17 protein-coding genes are annotated in these 15202 nt (G+C 65.1%); 10 read left to right on the forward strand and 7 right to left on the reverse strand.

Annotated features, from left to right (window positions below; all coding sequences use genetic code 11):
- Positions 1 to 62: 62 nt before the first annotated feature.
- Both ABZO33_RS12590 and ABZO33_RS12595 read right to left on the reverse strand, forming a co-directional pair.
- Positions 63 to 845 carry a hypothetical protein gene (locus tag ABZO33_RS12590; protein WP_414536286.1) on the reverse strand — a complete coding sequence of 261 codons (783 nt, stop codon included), beginning with the start codon at positions 843 to 845 and terminating at the stop codon, positions 63 to 65.
- A gap of 100 nt (positions 846 to 945) precedes the next feature.
- Complete coding sequence (locus tag ABZO33_RS12595; protein WP_414536287.1) at positions 946 to 1905, reverse strand: alpha/beta hydrolase; 960 nt, start codon at positions 1903 to 1905, stop codon at positions 946 to 948.
- 143 nt (positions 1906 to 2048) lie between these two features.
- Between ABZO33_RS12595 and aroC the strand changes: the two genes are divergently transcribed.
- The 3 genes from aroC to ABZO33_RS12610 all read left to right on the forward strand — a co-directional run bounded on the left by aroC (position 2049) and on the right by ABZO33_RS12610 (position 4931).
- Positions 2049 to 3140 (forward strand): chorismate synthase, encoded by a 1092-nt coding sequence (gene aroC / locus ABZO33_RS12600; RefSeq protein WP_414536288.1) that lies wholly within the window; start codon positions 2049 to 2051, stop codon positions 3138 to 3140.
- A 100-nt stretch (positions 3141 to 3240) separates the two neighbouring features.
- Complete coding sequence (locus tag ABZO33_RS12605) at positions 3241 to 4395, forward strand: MFS transporter (protein ID WP_414536289.1); 1155 nt, start codon at positions 3241 to 3243, stop codon at positions 4393 to 4395.
- A complete protein-coding gene (locus tag ABZO33_RS12610; protein WP_414536290.1) occupies positions 4395 to 4931 on the forward strand; it encodes an oxidase in 537 nt (178 codons plus the stop codon). Before ABZO33_RS12605 ends, ABZO33_RS12610 begins: the two co-directional genes overlap by 1 nt.
- An 88-nt stretch (positions 4932 to 5019) precedes the next feature.
- Here ABZO33_RS12610 and ABZO33_RS12615 read toward each other — a convergent pair whose 3' ends face one another.
- Positions 5020 to 5292 (reverse strand): DUF3509 domain-containing protein, encoded by a 273-nt coding sequence (locus ABZO33_RS12615; RefSeq protein ID WP_046856587.1) that lies wholly within the window; start codon positions 5290 to 5292, stop codon positions 5020 to 5022.
- A gap of 268 nt (positions 5293 to 5560) precedes the next feature.
- Here ABZO33_RS12615 and ABZO33_RS12620 point away from each other — a divergent pair, with 268 nt between their 5' ends.
- Entirely contained in the window at positions 5561 to 6082 is a 522-nt protein-coding gene (locus tag ABZO33_RS12620) for an ankyrin repeat domain-containing protein (RefSeq protein ID WP_414536291.1), read from the forward strand.
- A gap of 60 nt (positions 6083 to 6142) precedes the next feature.
- Positions 6143 to 6673, forward strand: coding sequence for a hypothetical protein (locus ABZO33_RS12625; RefSeq protein WP_414536292.1), 531 nt, complete (start codon positions 6143 to 6145; stop codon positions 6671 to 6673).
- Positions 6674 to 6725: 52 nt separating this feature from the next.
- On the opposite strand, the gene ABZO33_RS12630 is transcribed toward ABZO33_RS12625, so the two are convergent.
- Positions 6726 to 7664 (reverse strand): ZIP family metal transporter, encoded by a 939-nt coding sequence (locus tag ABZO33_RS12630; protein WP_401110106.1) that lies wholly within the window; start codon positions 7662 to 7664, stop codon positions 6726 to 6728.
- A 126-nt stretch (positions 7665 to 7790) separates the two neighbouring features.
- Here ABZO33_RS12630 and ABZO33_RS12635 point away from each other — a divergent pair, with 126 nt between their 5' ends.
- From ABZO33_RS12635 to ABZO33_RS12650, 4 genes are all read left to right on the forward strand, one after another.
- The gene (locus ABZO33_RS12635) at positions 7791 to 7982 is read left to right on the forward strand and encodes a PLDc N-terminal domain-containing protein (protein ID WP_023629733.1); all 192 of its coding nucleotides are present in this window, start codon (positions 7791 to 7793) and stop codon (positions 7980 to 7982) included.
- Between the two features lie 223 nt (positions 7983 to 8205).
- The gene (locus ABZO33_RS12640; protein WP_414536293.1) at positions 8206 to 10281 is read left to right on the forward strand and encodes an LTA synthase family protein; all 2076 of its coding nucleotides are present in this window, start codon (positions 8206 to 8208) and stop codon (positions 10279 to 10281) included.
- A gap of 145 nt (positions 10282 to 10426) precedes the next feature.
- Positions 10427 to 10663 carry a hypothetical protein gene (locus ABZO33_RS12645; protein ID WP_023629732.1) on the forward strand — a complete coding sequence of 79 codons (237 nt, stop codon included), beginning with the start codon at positions 10427 to 10429 and terminating at the stop codon, positions 10661 to 10663.
- Between the two features lie 185 nt (positions 10664 to 10848).
- Positions 10849 to 11181 (forward strand): ribonuclease E inhibitor RraB, encoded by a 333-nt coding sequence (locus ABZO33_RS12650; RefSeq protein WP_038705647.1) that lies wholly within the window; start codon positions 10849 to 10851, stop codon positions 11179 to 11181.
- Positions 11182 to 11201: 20 nt separating this feature from the next.
- On the opposite strand, the gene ABZO33_RS12655 is transcribed toward ABZO33_RS12650, so the two are convergent.
- Positions 11202 to 12005 (reverse strand): c-type cytochrome, encoded by an 804-nt coding sequence (locus ABZO33_RS12655; RefSeq protein WP_414536294.1) that lies wholly within the window; start codon positions 12003 to 12005, stop codon positions 11202 to 11204.
- A 526-nt stretch (positions 12006 to 12531) separates the two neighbouring features.
- On the opposite strand from ABZO33_RS12655, the gene ABZO33_RS12660 reads away from it, so the two are divergent.
- On the forward strand, positions 12532 to 13257 hold the full coding sequence (locus ABZO33_RS12660; protein ID WP_414536295.1) for an amidotransferase: 726 nt from the start codon (positions 12532 to 12534) through the stop codon (positions 13255 to 13257).
- 124 nt (positions 13258 to 13381) lie between these two features.
- Here the strand turns inward: ABZO33_RS12660 and ABZO33_RS12665 are convergent, their stop codons facing one another.
- Both ABZO33_RS12665 and ABZO33_RS12670 read right to left on the reverse strand, forming a co-directional pair.
- Positions 13382 to 14353: a magnesium and cobalt transport protein CorA gene (locus ABZO33_RS12665; RefSeq protein ID WP_046856580.1), complete on the reverse strand. Its 972-nt coding sequence runs from the start codon at positions 14351 to 14353 to the stop codon at positions 13382 to 13384.
- A gap of 63 nt (positions 14354 to 14416) precedes the next feature.
- Positions 14417 to 15136: a lysophospholipid acyltransferase family protein gene (locus ABZO33_RS12670; RefSeq protein ID WP_414536296.1), complete on the reverse strand. Its 720-nt coding sequence runs from the start codon at positions 15134 to 15136 to the stop codon at positions 14417 to 14419.
- Positions 15137 to 15202: the final 66 nt, after the last annotated feature.

Genomic DNA, 15202 nt, shown 5'->3' on the forward strand with positions numbered 1-15202 from the left:
GCGCCCGTTCCCACAGGATGCATGCAATCTCCGTGGGAGCGGGCTTGCCCCGAGGGGCGATATCAGCGGGTGGCAATCCAGATCAGCAATCCGGCCTGGAACACCGCGAAGGCTACCAGGCAGGTGATAGTAAAGCGCAAACCGCTGTCTTCGCGGCGGTACTTGGCCACGCGCTCGTCACGCTCGCGCAGCTGCGCTTCCTTCTCCATCAGGTTCTGCTCGGCCTGTTGCAGCATGCCGGCGGCCTCGAGGTGGTCCACGCGCTGCACCTTCTCGGTGTTCCAGCCGCCCTTGAGCTGGCCCACCGGCGTTTCCACCAGGCGCCCCTTGAGCAGTTGCCCATCGGTGTATTGCACCTCCAGGCCGACGCTGCGCAGCACATGGTCGCGGCGCAGGCGGGTGTCTTCGTTCAGGGCGTCCTTGTTCGGCAGGCTCATGCCTTCGATCTGGTAGTGCGAGCAGCGCTGCTGCAGCCATTGCACCGCCTGCGCCAGCAGGTAGCGGCCAACACCACGGTTGAGGGGCTCGAGCTGCAGGCCGGCCGGGTCGCCGATGCGCACCGTGCGCGTTTCGTGGTCGACGCGGATGTCCAGCTGGTTCTGTTCCTTGCGCACCTTCTGCCCTGGCAGGCGGATTTCCATGCGCAACAGGCTGTGGGCCTTGTCGTGGCGCTCGGCGTAGCCGAACTGGACAAAGCGCAGCGGGCGGGCGCCGCTGTTGCGGTCGGTCGGCAGCGGCGCCAGGCGCAGTAGCTGGAAGTGTTCGGCGGCAAGATCCGCCCAGGGCTGCGGGGCGCTTTCCGGCGCTTGTTCTTCGGTCGCCTCGGCGGCGGGGGCATCGGTCATCAGGGGGTCCTCAGGTGCACGGCGGCCGGGCGCGTGGGCCGCGATCACTGCCTTCTCAGCCGCGTTATCGGCAGGCCTGGGCAATACCTGAGGGCAGGCCTCAGGCCTGCGGCAACCCTTGGATGAACAGGACGATGCGCTCGCCCAGCTCGCGCGCCAGCGGCAGCTCGGGGTTGCGGTAGCTGTCACGCTGCTGGCTCATGCCCCGGGGGCTGATGCGCAGCACATGATTCATGCCGTCGATCAGCGCCAGTTGCGCGTCGGGTTTGGCCGCCTTGAGGCGTTCGGCGTCGGCTACCTCCACCTGGATGTCGTTGCGCCCCTGGACAATCAGCGCGGGCACCTTGAGCCGGGCGAAGGCCGCCGCCGGGTCCTGATGCAGCAAAGTGATCAGATACGGCTGCACGCTGGGGCGGAACACCTGGCGCAGTGGCGCGGGTACGTCGAGGCTGGTCTGCCCGGCCTGCAACCGGTCGATCAGCGCCACGCCAGCGGGCAATTGCGCCGGCGGCAGGCGCTGGGCCAGCTGCTCGCGCAGCACGTCAGCCACTGGCCGACCACTGCCGGCCAAAGTGATCACCGCGCTGGCGCCGGCCTGCTCCGCGGCAAGGCTGGCGATCAGCGCGCCTTCGCTGTGGCCGACCAGGATCAGTGGACCGAAGCGCGGGTCCTGCCTGAGCGCGCGGCCCCAGGCCACCACGTCGGCGACATAACGCTCGACGCTGAGGTCGCGTTCGTCGGGGGTGGCCGGCTGGCTGGCGGCCACGCCGCGCTTGTCGAAGCGCACGCTGGCAATGTGCTCGCCGGCCAGCAGCAAGGCCAGGCGCTTGAGGTTGTCGATGCGCCCGGCGGCAGGGTTGTTGCCATCGCGGTCGGTCGGCCCGGAGCCGGCGATGATCAGCACCACCGGGGGCGGCGTGGCCTGCTGCGGCAACAGCAGGCTGCCATGCAGCACGCCCTGGCCGGTGTCCAGGTCGATGGGGCGTTGCAGCACGGTGGGCGCGGCCTGGGCAAGGCTGGCACAGAACAACAGGAGCAGGGCGGCAAGGCGCGACTTCATGGACGGGGTACTACATGGGAAGTTGATGATTCGACCTTGGGTCAGGCTGAAGGTTCGTCGACGCCATCGCGGGGCAACCACACCCCCGAGGTTTTCCGTATACTGCCGCTTTCGTTCACTTCAGGCTGATTCGCGGAGCGTCCATGTCCGGCAATACCTACGGCAAGCTGTTCACTGTCACCACCGCTGGCGAAAGCCATGGCCCGGCGTTGGTCGCCATTGTCGACGGCTGCCCGCCAGGCCTGGAAATCTCCCTTGCCGATCTGCAGCACGACCTCGACCGGCGCAAGCCCGGCACCAGCCGGCACACCACCCAGCGCCAGGAGCCGGACGAAGTGGAGATCCTCTCCGGCGTGTTCGAAGGCCGCACCACCGGCTGCTCGATCGGCCTGCTGATCCGCAACACCGACCAGAAGTCCAAGGACTACTCGGCGATCAAGGACCTGTTCCGCCCGGCCCACGCCGACTACACCTATCACCACAAGTACGGCACCCGCGACTACCGCGGCGGTGGCCGCAGCTCGGCGCGCGAAACCGCCATGCGCGTGGCGGCTGGCGCCATTGCCAAGAAGTACCTGGCCACCCAGGGCATCCGCGTGCGCGGCTACATGAGCCAATTGGGCCCGATCGAGATCCCGTTCAAGACTTGGGAGTCGGTGGAGCAAAACGCCTTCTTCAGCCCCGACCCGGACAAGGTGCCGGAGCTCGAGGCCTACATGGACCAGCTGCGCCGCGACCAGGATTCGGTGGGGGCGAAGATCACCGTGGTCGCCGAAGGCGTGATGCCGGGCCTGGGCGAGCCGATCTTCGACCGCCTCGACGCCGAGTTGGCCCATGCCTTGATGAGCATCAACGCGGTCAAGGGCGTGGAGATCGGCGCCGGTTTCGCCAGTGTCGCCCAGCGCGGTACCGAGCACCGTGACGAGATGACGCCCGAGGGCTTCCTCAGCAACAACGCCGGCGGCATCCTTGGCGGCATTTCCTCGGGCCAGCCGATCGTTGCCCATCTGGCGCTCAAGCCGACCTCGAGCATCACCACCCCGGGCCGTTCCATCGACGTCGACGGCAACCCGGTGGAGGTGATCACCAAGGGCCGCCACGACCCCTGCGTCGGCATTCGCGCCACGCCGATCGCCGAGGCGATGATGGCCATTGCGCTGATGGACCACCTGCTGCGCCATCGTGCGCAGAATGCCGAGGTGAAGGTCGGGACCCCGGTGCTGGGCCAGCTCTGACAGTCCCGGCCCTATCGCGGGGCGAGCCCGCTCCCACGAATTCCAGCGTGGGAGCGGGCTCGCCCCGCGATAGGGCCGCAAGCTTCTGAACGGACTTCCCATGCCCCCGATCCCCTACTGGCGCCTCTCCAGCTTCTACCTCTTCTATTTCTCCCTGCTCGGCTCCACCGCGCCGTTCCTGGCCCTGTACTTCGACCACCTGGGCTTCTCCCCGGCGCGCATCGGCGAACTGGTAGCCATCCCCATGCTGATGCGCTGCGTGGCCCCCAACCTGTGGGGCTGGCTCGGTGACCGCAGCGGCCAGCGCCTGCTGATCGTGCGCCTGGGCGCGCTGTCGACCCTGGCGACCTTTTCGCTGATCTTCTTCGGCAAGAGTTACGCCTGGCTGGCGCTGGTCATGGCGTTGCACGCCTTCTTCTGGCACGCGGTGCTGCCGCAGTTCGAAGTGATCACCCTGGCCCACCTGCACGGCCAGACCTCGCGTTACAGCCAGGTACGGCTGTGGGGCTCGATCGGCTTCATCCTCGCCGTGGTGGGCCTCGGGCGCTTGTTCGAATGGCTGAGCCTGGACATCTACCCGCTGGCGCTGGTGGCGATCATGGCCGGTATCGTCGTTGCCAGCCTCTGGGTGCCCAATGCGCAACCCGTCGAGCAGGCCGAGCAGCGCGGGGCAGGGGGCTTTCTCAGGCAGGTGCGGGCGCCTGGGGTACTGGCCTTCTATGTGTGCGTGGCCCTCATGCAGCTCAGCCACGGGCCGTACTACACCTTCCTCACCCTGCACCTGGAGCACCTGGGCTACAGCCGCGGCGCCATCGGCTTGCTGTGGGCGCTTGGCGTGGTGGCCGAAGTGCTGGTGTTCATGGTCATGAGCCGGATCTTCGCCCGCTGCTCGGTGCGCAACGTGCTGTTGGCCAGCTTCCTGCTGGCCGCGCTGCGCTGGTTGTTGCTCGGCAACCTGGCGGATATCCCGGCGGTGCTGGTGTTCGCCCAGGTACTGCACGCGGCCACGTTCGGCTGTTTCCATGCCGCGGCCATCGCCTTTGTCCAGGCCAGCTTCGGCGCTCGCCAGCAGGGCCAGGGCCAGGCGCTGTATGCGGCGCTGTCAGGCACCGGCGGTGCCCTGGGCGCACTGTATTCGGGCTACAGCTGGAAACTGCTGGGCCCACACTTCACCTTTGGTATGGCCAGCGTCGCGGCGCTCGCGGCAGCCGTTATCATTGCCTTCCGACTCAAAGAAAGCAGGAACCACCCCTGATGAGCATCCTCAGCGTATTCGACCAGTCCAGCCCGGACCTGCCGCACAAGGTGCTGACCCACCACGACGACATCGCCGCGACCCTGGCCGAGCAGGGCGTGCGCTTCGGCCGCTGGCAGTCCGGTGCGCGCCTGCGTCCGGGCAGCAGCCAGGATGAGGTGGTCGCGGCGTGCCGTGGGCCGCTCGACCAACTGATGACCGCGCACGGCAGCGTGGTATTTGGCGTGCTCAGCCGCGATGGCGCCGACCTGAGCCAGGCCGACCTGCGTGATGAACATGTGCATGACAGCGATGAAGTGTTCGCGATGATCAGCGGGCGTGCCCAGCTCAGCCTGCGCCTGGGCGCAGCTGTGTATGCCGTGCTGTGCGAGAAGGATGACGTGCTGCTGGTGCCGGCCGGCACGCGCCGCTGGCTGGACCTGGGGGCCAGCCCATTCTGCCTGGCCTTGCGTCTGTTCGGCAGCGAGCAGGGTGTGCCGCCACGCTTCACCGGGGATGCCATGGCGCGGCAATTTGCCGGTTTCGACGAGCTCTGATCGACGAGCTCTGAACGAACTCGCGGGGCAGCTCCTGCTCACACCCTCCAAGAGTGAGCAGAAGCTGCCCCACGAACGGGTTGCGCGCTTAGCGGTAGGTCGGTAGGGCGAAGCGTTGCTGGCTCTGCAGCATGGAAATCACCGGCAGCTCGCTGGCTTGTTCGGCAAGGTCGCGGCGGATGGCGCTGATGGCCCACGACAGTTGCTCGGCGCTGTGCAGTTGCGCATAGGACAGCACCCGGCGGGTCACCACGCCGTCGCTGGCGCGCAGGGTCAGCAGCACGCCGCCGTCGGGGCGTGGCTGGGTGGCAACCTGATAGGCGGCGAAGAGCGAGGCGAATTTTTGCTGGATGAGGTCCATATCAACTCCTGACTGTTGTACTGGCAGACTTGAGTTGAAGATTGCAGTGACCGTGCCAGCCCGCGATTAAAATAAAATCCTTTAAATTCAATAAGTTATATTTATTTTAGTAAGCGACTGCATTGCATTCTGCACGCCCGTGCATTTTGCACAGTGCATTTTGCACGGTCATAGCCTGGCTCTCTGTCGCCGATAGAATCTGAACCTTGGACCTGTCGTTGCTGCCTGATGGACACTTGGCCCATTGCCAGATGCCAGGAGGTTCCCGATGTCCAATCACCAGCCCGCCACCATGACCGCCGAAGAAACCGCGGCCTTCGCCGAGGAGGTCTTCGAGCGCGCCCGCCGCGGCGACGCGACAATGCTCGGCCGCCTGCTCGATAACGGCCTGCCCGCCAACCTGTGCAACCACAAGGGCGACACCTTGCTGATGCTGGCCAGCTACCACGGTCACCATGACGCCGTGCAGGTGCTGCTGGCCCATGGTGCCGACCCGCTGATTGCCAATGACAACGGCCAGTTGCCGATTGCCGGTGCCGCCTTCAAGGGCGACCTGGCGATGATCCGCCTGCTGCTGGAACACGGCGTGCCGGTGGATGCCGCCGCCGCTGACGGCCGTAGCGCATTGATGCTGGCGGCGATGTTCAACCGCCTGGAGATCATCGATTACTTGCTGGCCCAGGGCGCCGACCCCGCGCACCGCGATGCCGCCGGCGCCACTGCGCTGATGGCCGCCCGCACCATGGGTGCGGTAGATAGCGCGGCACGTCTCGAAGCATTGGCCGACTAACTGCCCGGGGGCTTTTGCGGCTATCCTTGGCGCTTTTCACGCCAACCCGCAGGCCCCCCCATGAAAGACCAGTTGCTCGAATTCATCAGCCTCATCGGCGCCGGTTGCATGCGCGATGAGGACATCGAGCGCATCGCCGCCGAGGCCGCCGAGGCCTACGCCGACCCCGCTGCGTTCCTCGCCGCCAATCCGGACATCAACTACGACGACAGCTTCCCGTTCCCGCTGGGTGAATGGGTGGTGGTCGGCAGTCTGCCCGATACCGTGCTGTTCCAGGCCGACAGCTACCAGGACCTGTTCCAGCAGATCAGCGATTCGTTCGACAAGAGCGTGCCGTTCACCCTCAAACCCAAGCAACTGGCGCGCACCGAGGCGCTCACCGCGCTCAACCGCATCCAGGTGCAGATGGGCGCGCTGAACAAGGAAGCCGGTGGCTACGTGCTGCTGAACTTCAGCCAATTGCTCGACGATGAGTTGCAGATGATCATGGTCGGGCAGCACGACCTGGCCCGTGTGCTGGCGCTGGGCGAGGCCGTGGGCATCAAGGTGGAGCCGGCGCTGGAAGCGTTGAAGGTGGCAGTGCACATCTGAACCGTAGCCGTCGTGGAGCCCGTGGGAGCGGGCTTGCGCTGCGATCGGCCGGTCAACCCAGCGCGGTATCGAGGAACATCATCACCGCGAAACCGCCCATCAACCCCAGCGTCGCCGCGGTCTGGTGCCCGTTGCGGTGGGTTTCCGGGATCACCTCGTGGGACACCACGAAGATCATCGCTCCCGCCGCCAGGCCCATGCTGATCGGGTAGGCCAGGGCAAAGCCGGTGGAGATGCCCAGACCGATCACCGCGCCCAGCGGTTCCATCAGCCCAGAACCGATCGCCACCAGCGCCGCCTTGAAGTTCGACAGCCCCGTGGCGCGCAGGGCCAGGGCCACGGCCAAGCCTTCGGGGATGTCCTGGATGGCGATGGCGCTGGTCAGCGGCAGGCCGATAGCCATGTCGCCGTTGGCGAAACTCACCCCGATGGCCATGCCTTCGGGCAGGTTGTGCAGGGTGATTGCCAGCACGAACAGCCACACCCGGCTCACCCGCTCGGCCTGCGGGCCGCAGGGGCCGGTGCTTTCATGCTCGTGCGGGGTGAACCGGTCCAGGCCCAGCATCAACAGCACCCCAAGGCCCATGCCCAGTACCACCGTGAAGGCCGCCGCCGGGCCGTTGCCGGTGATCTCGCGGGCAGCGTCCAACCCGGGGAGAATCAGCGAAAACGAACTGGCGGCGAGCATCATGCCGGCGGCAAAACCGAGCATGACGTCCTGAGTGCGCGCGCTGACGTCGCGCAGGATCACCGCCAGCACCGCGCCCAGCGCGGTGGCGCCGAAGCCGGACAGGCCGCCAAGCAGTGCCAGGTGCAGATGGTCGGCATGATCGCCGTTGACCGCGTTCCAGATGCTTGCCAGCAGCAATGCGCCGATGGCCAGCAGGCTCAGCACCAGGCCGGCACTGAGCCAGGGGGTCTGCAGGGCCTGTTGCCGCCAGGCGCTGAACAGTGAATCGGGGGCGGCGCTTTGGGTGTGGGCAGGGGGCATGCGGACCTCTGGGCAGTGGATGACAGCAGTTTATTCACTGACCGGCATTCGCGGCCAAGGATTCCCTTCTATCGGGGCCATAGCCAGCTATGCTCTGGGGCACACACACCGTGCGGGAGCGGCACCATGGGGTCCACCTTCAACAGCCTGGTCGGCCTGATCATCCTGGCCCTGGACATCTGGGCCATTCTCAATGTGCTCAAGAGCGGCGCCGAGGTCGGGATCAAGGTGCTGTGGATCCTGCTGATCCTGCTGTTGCCGGTGCTGGGGCTGATCATCTGGGCGATCGCCGGGCCGCGGGGCAATGTGCGGATCTGACTATCGGGGGAGGTGGCACCGGCCTTGCCGGTGATCGCGGGGCAAGCCAGCTCCTACAGGTTATGTAAGCGATAGTTGCTCTCGACAAAATTTTCACACTCGATTTTTGAAAATCCGCGCCGCACAATGCGGCCTTGGTCTCACCTTGCCCACAAGGGCCAGACCACCAGGCTATCGGCGCTTTCGCCTTCCCGCAAACCGCAATCCTAGGACCTCTCCATTCATGGCTAACACGGACGCCTTGAAGCAACAGGGTGTGCGAGGCTCGTTCTCGCCGACCCTGAAATCCCACCTGGCCTACACGTTGCTCAGTGGCCTGGTGATCATGCTGATGCTCAGCCTGGTGCGCCTGGCGCTGCTGGTCTACAACAGCGACATGATCGGCGACACGCCGTACTCGACCGTTGCCGAAGGCTTCTTCAACGGCCTGCGCTTCGACCTGCGCGTGGTGGTGTACATCAGCATCCCGTTGCTGCTGGCGCTGCTCAGCCCCTGGCTGATGGCCCGCCGTGGCCTGTTCCGCTTCTGGCTGACCATCGCTTCGAGCGTGGTGATGTTCCTCGGCCTGATGGAGATGGACTTCTACCGCGAGTTCCACCAGCGCCTGAACGGCCTGGTGTTCCAGTACATCAAGGAAGACCCCAAGACCGTCATGAGCATGCTCTGGTACGGCTTCCCGGTGGTCCGCTACCTGTTGGCCTGGCTGGTCGGTACCTGGCTGCTGAGCCTGCTGTTCAAGGGCATCGACCGGCTGACCCGCGGCAACGCCAGCGCCCAGCTGTCGGGCAGCCGCAAGCTGGCGCCCTGGTACGGTCGCCTGGCGGTGTTCATGGTGGTCCTGCTGGTGGCCGTGGTCGCCGCCCGCGGCACCCTGCGCCAGGGCCCGCCGATGCGCTGGGGTGATGCCTTCACCACCGACTCCAACTTCGTCAACCAGCTGGGCCTGAACGGCACCCTGACCCTGATCGATGCCGCCAAGAGCCGCTTCGGCGAAGACCGCGCCAATATCTGGAAGCCCGTGCTGGACCAGCCGCTGGCCACCCAGACCGTGCGCGAGCAGCTGCTGACCGCCAACGACACCCTGGTCGATGCCGACGAGGCCGCGATCCGCCGTGATTTCGTGCCGCCTGCGGCGAACACGCTGGGGGTCAAGAACGTCGTGGTGATCCTCATGGAAAGCTTCGCCGGCCACTCGGTCGGTGCCCTGGGCAGCCCGAACAACATCACCCCGTACTTCGACAAGCTGGCCAAGGAGGGTCTGCTGTTCGACCGCTTCTTCTCCAACGGCACCCATACCCACCAGGGCATGTTCGCCACCATGGCCTGCTTCCCCAACCTGCCGGGCTTCGAATACCTGATGCAGACCCCGGAAGGCGGCCACAAGCTGTCCGGTCTGCCGGCGCTGCTCAGTGCCCGCGACTATGACGACGTCTACGTCTACAACGGCGACTTCGCCTGGGACAACCAGTCCGGGTTCTTCGGCAACCAGGGCATGACCACCTTCATCGGCCGCAACGATTTCGTCGACCCGGTGTTCTCCGACCCGACCTGGGGCGTGTCCGACCAAGACATGTTCGACCGCGGCAACCAAGAGCTGGCCAAGCATGACGGCAAGAAGCCGATCTACGCGCTGCTGCAGACCCTCTCCAACCACACCCCGTACGCATTGCCCAAGGACCTGCCGGTGGAGAAGGTCACCGGGCAGGGCCGCCTGGACGAGCACCTGACCGCCATGCGCTACTCCGACTGGGCGCTGGGCCAGTTCTTCGAGAAGGCGCGCAAGGAGCCGTACTTTAAGGACACCCTGTTCGTCATCGTCGGTGACCACGGCTTCGGCAACCACCAGCAGGTCACCGAGCTGGACCTGGGCCGCTTCAACGTGCCGCTGCTGCTGATCGCCCCAGGCATCCAGGAGAAGTTTGGCGCGCTCAACCACACCGTGGGCACCCAGGTCGACATCGTGCCGACCATCATGGGCCGTCTCGGTGGCCAGGCCCGCCACCAGTGCTGGGGGCGCGACCTGCTCAACCTGCCTGAGGGCGACCAGGGCGTGGGCATGATCAAGCCGTCGGGCAGCGAGCAGATCGTCGGCCTGGTGCAGGGCGACCGCATCCTCATCGAGTCCAAGGACATGACCCCGCGCATGTACCGCTACCAGTTGGGCCGCGAGTTCAAGGCCGAGCTGATCGACAGCCCCGACCAGCCGGAGATGCTCAAGAAGCTCGAGGCCTACATCCAGACGGCCACCAAGAGCCTGCTGGACAACACCGCCGGTGTCGTCCACGGCACGCCGAAGTAACCGCGCCGAGTGGCCCAAGGAAGCCCGCCGTTGACCGGCGGGCTTTTTTCATGCGGTTTCATGCATGCGGCTGAACATTTGCCGGTTGGTCATGGTCAAGCTAGTACGCAGTTCCATTCACTGTTGTGCCAGCGAGGGCTGATCGATGAAAGCATGGGAAGTCAGCTTTGCCGACCAGAAGGGCGAGCCGCAGACGCTGCTGCTCAATGCCGAGCAATGCCCCAGCGAGGAGGACGCCGCACGTGCCATCCGTTCGCGTTTGTTCCCGCTCATGGATGAACTTGACCTCAATGACTTCCAGGATCGCAGCTTTTCCCCCACGGCACGCTGGCTCAAGGAACAGAGCGGCGTGACCATCACCACCATTCGCCAGCTACCCTGAGCCGCCACGCTCTGGCGCAGTGCCTGCACAGGCACTACGCTGGAGATAGGCGCCGGCCAAATCTGCGGGTCCGCGTCGATTCCACTCGCGTCTTGCATCAGCTCGAATTGCCAGGCATGGCACGCTTGCCAGGCAGGTGCTTTGTGCACTGAAAGTCTATCCATTGCTTTGCAGGAGGACGTTTCATGAGCAGCCAATACGACGACATCAGCAGCAGTGTCCTGCGCCAGATGAAAGCTGGCGGTTTCGATTTCACCCGTATTCATCCCATCGAGTTCTATGCCGTGTTTCCCGACGAGGCCGCCGCACGCCGGGCGGCGGTGCAGTTCCGTGGCGAGTCGCTCAGCGCCCAGGTGAGCGAGCGCGACGACGGTGCCTGGCACCTGGAGCTGAGCAAGGTGATGTACGCCACCCATGGCGGCATCGGTGCCTTCGAGCAGGCCTTCGAACGGCTCGTGTCGCCCCATGGCGGCGAGGTCGAGGGTTGGGGCGTCAAGCAGGAACGGCCGATTGCCTAGGCCGCGCGGCCCCGTGCGTCCTACTGTTGCTTGCGCCCGGCCATATGCTTCAGGTATGCCAGCAATGCATCGAGTTCCTGTTCGCTCAGCACCTGGGTGGAGAACCCGGGCATCTTGGCCTGCGGCCAGTGCCGCAGGCTCTGCGGATCGCGAATGTATTGGCGCAGGAATGTCGGCTGAAAGTATTCGGTAGGGTTGTGCGGCAGGTTCAGGTCCGGGCCCAGGTGCGCGTCGCCAGCACCATTGAGGCGGTGGCAGGCCAGGCAATTCTGCTGGAACAGGGCAAAACCCTGGCGCACCGGATCCGCAGCGGGCAGCGCCGGGTCTGGCAGCAGGGCGGGGAAGCGCGCCTCGACCGCTGCCAGGCTGCGAATGCTGGCGATCTGGAACGGCCATTGCTCCGGGCGGATGCCGCTGGCCTGGGGCTGGGTCCATACCAGGTAGAACGGCCCGGCTCCCGCCTTGCCCTGGCCGAGTGGCGGCCAAGGCTGGGCGTTGTCCTCGATGGCCAGCCAGGCTTGTGCCGGGCCTGGCTGCAACAGCGGGCCGGCGGGCATTTCTGCAGCGAAGCCGTCGAGGGCCACCGCCTGCAGGTGGTCGCTCGGTTTCACGCCCTCGAGCAATGCCGCCAGCGGTACGGCGCGGTAATGCATGGTGCGCTTGTAGGCCACGTCCTGCTCAATGGTGATGTCCCGCGCCTGGGGATGGGTGAGCAGTTGCTCGCTCTGCCAATGCCGGCTGCCGTCACCCAGTTCGAGGGTCAGTTGCGCGGCCAGCGCTGGCAGGGGAACAAGCAAGCAGAGCAGGGTAAGGCACAGGCGCATGGGTGATCTCCAACCATCAAGGTCGGCAGGTTACCCACGCCCGCTTGGAAAAGGCCACTGCCGCGATCAACCGAACAACCGGGTGAGGTTGGGCAGGATCAGCAGCAGGGTCGTGGCGAAGAGTATGAGCCCGGCTTGGCGTACTTTCGATTGTCTGAACATGGCGGACCGCCTTCTTGTTGTTATTCCTGAATAACCCTTGGCTTCCTTGTCTGGCTTCGGGTCGATCGCAGCGGCGTGGTGAGGCGCCTGATCTGCTTGCCTTCTATGTGGATATACAACCAACAGTAGGGGCCACGTCATCCCTGATTCAGAACCCTTTGTTCTAAGCAAATTGATGCAAATTACCCGATGCTTAAAGGCCACTGGCCACTCCGCTGGCACACTTGGGCTAGACGAGTGCGCGCCCAGGGTTACCGAGGGTTACAGGGCCTACCGTTCGTCTGGACATCCTACTTGCTTGTACGCCCCTTTCGCGTCAGTCTTTACAGCAAATCCCACCCACATGTCGTTCAGGACTACCGCTATGTCGTTACGCATCTGCATCCTTGAAACCGATGTCCTGCGGCCGGAGTTGATCGCGCAGTACCAGGGCTACGGAAGGATGTTCGAGCAGCTGTTTTCACGCCAGCCGATCGCCGCCGAGTTTGATGTGTACAACGTGATGAACGGCGATTATCCGCCGGCCGAGCGAACCTTTGATGCCTATCTGGTGACCGGCAGCAAGGCTGATTCGTTCGGCGACGATCCGTGGATCCAGACGCTCAAGGCGTACCTGCTCAAGCTGTATGAGCGGGGCGAGAAGCTGCTGGGGGTGTGTTTCGGTCACCAATTGTTGGCATTGACCCTCGGTGGCAAGGCCGAGCGCGCCGACAAGGGTTGGGGCGTGGGTATCCACCGTTACAGTCTGGCGGCGCATGCGCCGTGGATGGACCCGCAGGTGTCCGAGCTGACCCTGCTGATCAGCCACCAGGACCAGGTCACCCAGCTGCCTGAAGGGGCCACGGTGATTGCCTCGAGCGATTTCTGCCCCAACGCCGCCTACCATATCCGTGACCAGGTGCTGTGCTTCCAGGGCCACCCGGAGTTCGTCCACGACTATTCCCGGGCCTTGCTCGACGCGCGCCAGGCCTCGCTGGGCGACGAAGTCTACGCCAAGGCGGTTGCCAGCCTTGCTACCGAGCACCAGGGGGATCTGGTGGGCGAGTGGATGCTGCGCTTCGTCCAGCAGCCCGGTAGTCGCGTGATCTGAGATCCACGTTGACTGAGGTCGCGTGGGAGCGGGCTTGCCCCGCGATGCGCTGTATGGTACCGGCTTCGCCGGTGATCGCGGGGCAAGTCGCAGCGGCGAACCGCCGCTCCCACGTTGTTTGGCATTACAACCAGCCCGACCGCTTGAAACTGAAGTACAACCCCGAGCACCCCAGCCCGATCACCCCCAGCACGGCAAAGTAGCCGTAGTGCCAGCCCAGTTCCGGCATGTTCTGGAAATTCATCCCGTAGATCCCGGCAATCGCCGTGGGAAACGCCAGGATCGCCGCCCAGGCCGCGAACTTGCGCTGGGTGATGCTTTGCCGTGACGACTCCAGCAGCATGCCGATCTCGATGGTCTGGCTGGCGATGTCGCGGATGCCGGCCAAATCCTCCATCTGCCGGGTCACGTGGATCTGCACGTCGCGAAAGTACGGGCGCATGTTCTTGTCGATGAACGGGAAGCTCAGGCGCTGCAGCTCCTCGCTGACCTCCACCATCGGCGCCACGTAGCGGCGCAGGCGCAGGATGTCACGGCGCAGGCTGTGCAGGCGCTGGATGTCTTCTTCCTTGAGCGAGTTGCTGAGCACGCTCTGTTCCAGCTCCTCGATCTCGCCATGGATGGCCTCGCTGACCGGCTGGTAGTTCTCGGTGACGAAGTCCAGCAGGGCGTACAGCACGAAGTCCTCGCCATGCTCGAGCAGCAGCGGGCGCGCCTCGCAGCGCTGGCGCACCAGGGCGTAGGACTTCGAGTGGCCGTTGCGGCAGGTGATGATGTAGCCGTTGCCGGCGAAGATGTGGGTTTCGATGAACTCAAGCCGGCCTTCGTGCCGTACCGGCGAATAGGTGACGATGAACAGTGCGTCGCCGAAGGTTTCCAGCTTTGGCCGGCTGTGTTTCTCCAGGGCGTCCTCGATGGCCAGCTCGTGCAGGCCGAACTGGCGCTGCAGGTTGGCCAGTTCCTCGGCGTTGGGCTCTTCCAGGCCGATCCACACGAAGTGCCCCGGCTTGCGCGCCCATTCGGCGCCCTCGTCGAGGCTGATATTGGTGACCTTCCTGCCGGCGCTGTAGACCGCCGCCGCGACGACTCGACCCATGGTTGTCCGCTTATTCGATTGAACACGCTACACAGCTTGGGCTGTGTAGCGGTGCGGGGCAAGTCAGGACGCGGTGACTTCGCTTTCCATATGGTCGATGCAATGCTGCATCTGGCTGCGGCATTGCTCGATCAGCGCGGGCACGTCTTGCTGGGTCAGGCCGGCGGTGGCGATGGGGGCCAGCGAGCGAATGACCACCGTGCGCTGGCGCCAGCTGTTCAGGCCCAGGCGTTTGGTATAGCGGCTGACGCATACCGGCACGATCGGCACGCCGGCTTCGATCGCCATGTGGAAAGCGCCTTTCTTGAACGCCAGCAACTGCTCGCCGGGGTTGCGCGTGCCTTCGGGGAAGATCCAGATCGAGGTATCGGCGCGCAGGGTCCGGGTGGTGGTCTGCATGGCCTTGCGTGCCTGATAGGCGTTCTTGCGATCGATCAGCACATTGCCGCCCAGCCAGAACAACTGGCCGAACAGCGGAATCCAGCCCAGGCTCTTCTTGCCGATGGCCACGGTGCGCCGGGGCACCACCTGGCCGAGGATGAACAGGTCATAGTTGGACTGGTGGTTGGCGATGATCACGCAACCGGGGGGCTGGTCCCACAGCGGGCCGACCTCGGCCTTGACCTTGATGCGCAGCAACCAGGCGGCCGGCACGCTGTACAGGCGGGCGAACAGGCGGCTGTTGTCGGGGTTGAACGGGCGCAGCAGGCCGATCACCAGGCCGACGACACCCACGAGCAGGAAGTGCAGCGCCAACAGGAGCATGCGGAGCATATAAAGCATGGTACGACTCACACCGGACAGTCGCGGCGCAGTGTACGGATGTGCACTGGTGGGGGCAAACGATGC

The organism is Pseudomonas sp. CAM1A (assembly GCF_047501685.1).
Lineage (GTDB): Bacteria > Pseudomonadota > Gammaproteobacteria > Pseudomonadales > Pseudomonadaceae > Aquipseudomonas.

Coding starts and splice junctions, on each gene's coding strand:
- ABZO33_RS12670 (WP_414536296.1), bottom strand. CDS start 15,136: ATGCTTTATATGCTCCGCATGCTCCTGTTGGCGCTGCACTTCCTGCTC.
- ABZO33_RS12595 (WP_414536287.1), bottom strand. CDS start 1,905: ATGAAGTCGCGCCTTGCCGCCCTGCTCCTGTTGTTCTGTGCCAGCCTT.
- ABZO33_RS12655 (WP_414536294.1), bottom strand. CDS start 12,005: ATGCGCCTGTGCCTTACCCTGCTCTGCTTGCTTGTTCCCCTGCCAGCG.
- ABZO33_RS12645 (WP_023629732.1), top strand. CDS start 10,427: ATGAAAGCATGGGAAGTCAGCTTTGCCGACCAGAAGGGCGAGCCGCAG.
- ABZO33_RS12635 (WP_023629733.1), top strand. CDS start 7,791: ATGGGGTCCACCTTCAACAGCCTGGTCGGCCTGATCATCCTGGCCCTG.
- ABZO33_RS12630 (WP_401110106.1), bottom strand. CDS start 7,664: ATGCCCCCTGCCCACACCCAAAGCGCCGCCCCCGATTCACTGTTCAGC.
- ABZO33_RS12640 (WP_414536293.1), top strand. CDS start 8,206: ATGGCTAACACGGACGCCTTGAAGCAACAGGGTGTGCGAGGCTCGTTC.
- ABZO33_RS12660 (WP_414536295.1), top strand. CDS start 12,532: ATGTCGTTACGCATCTGCATCCTTGAAACCGATGTCCTGCGGCCGGAG.
- ABZO33_RS12665 (WP_046856580.1), bottom strand. CDS start 14,353: ATGGGTCGAGTCGTCGCGGCGGCGGTCTACAGCGCCGGCAGGAAGGTC.
- ABZO33_RS12610 (WP_414536290.1), top strand. CDS start 4,395: ATGAGCATCCTCAGCGTATTCGACCAGTCCAGCCCGGACCTGCCGCAC.
- ABZO33_RS12620 (WP_414536291.1), top strand. CDS start 5,561: ATGTCCAATCACCAGCCCGCCACCATGACCGCCGAAGAAACCGCGGCC.
- ABZO33_RS12625 (WP_414536292.1), top strand. CDS start 6,143: ATGAAAGACCAGTTGCTCGAATTCATCAGCCTCATCGGCGCCGGTTGC.
- ABZO33_RS12650 (WP_038705647.1), top strand. CDS start 10,849: ATGAGCAGCCAATACGACGACATCAGCAGCAGTGTCCTGCGCCAGATG.
- ABZO33_RS12615 (WP_046856587.1), bottom strand. CDS start 5,292: ATGGACCTCATCCAGCAAAAATTCGCCTCGCTCTTCGCCGCCTATCAG.
- ABZO33_RS12590 (WP_414536286.1), bottom strand. CDS start 845: ATGACCGATGCCCCCGCCGCCGAGGCGACCGAAGAACAAGCGCCGGAA.
- ABZO33_RS12605 (WP_414536289.1), top strand. CDS start 3,241: ATGCCCCCGATCCCCTACTGGCGCCTCTCCAGCTTCTACCTCTTCTAT.
- aroC (WP_414536288.1), top strand. CDS start 2,049: ATGTCCGGCAATACCTACGGCAAGCTGTTCACTGTCACCACCGCTGGC.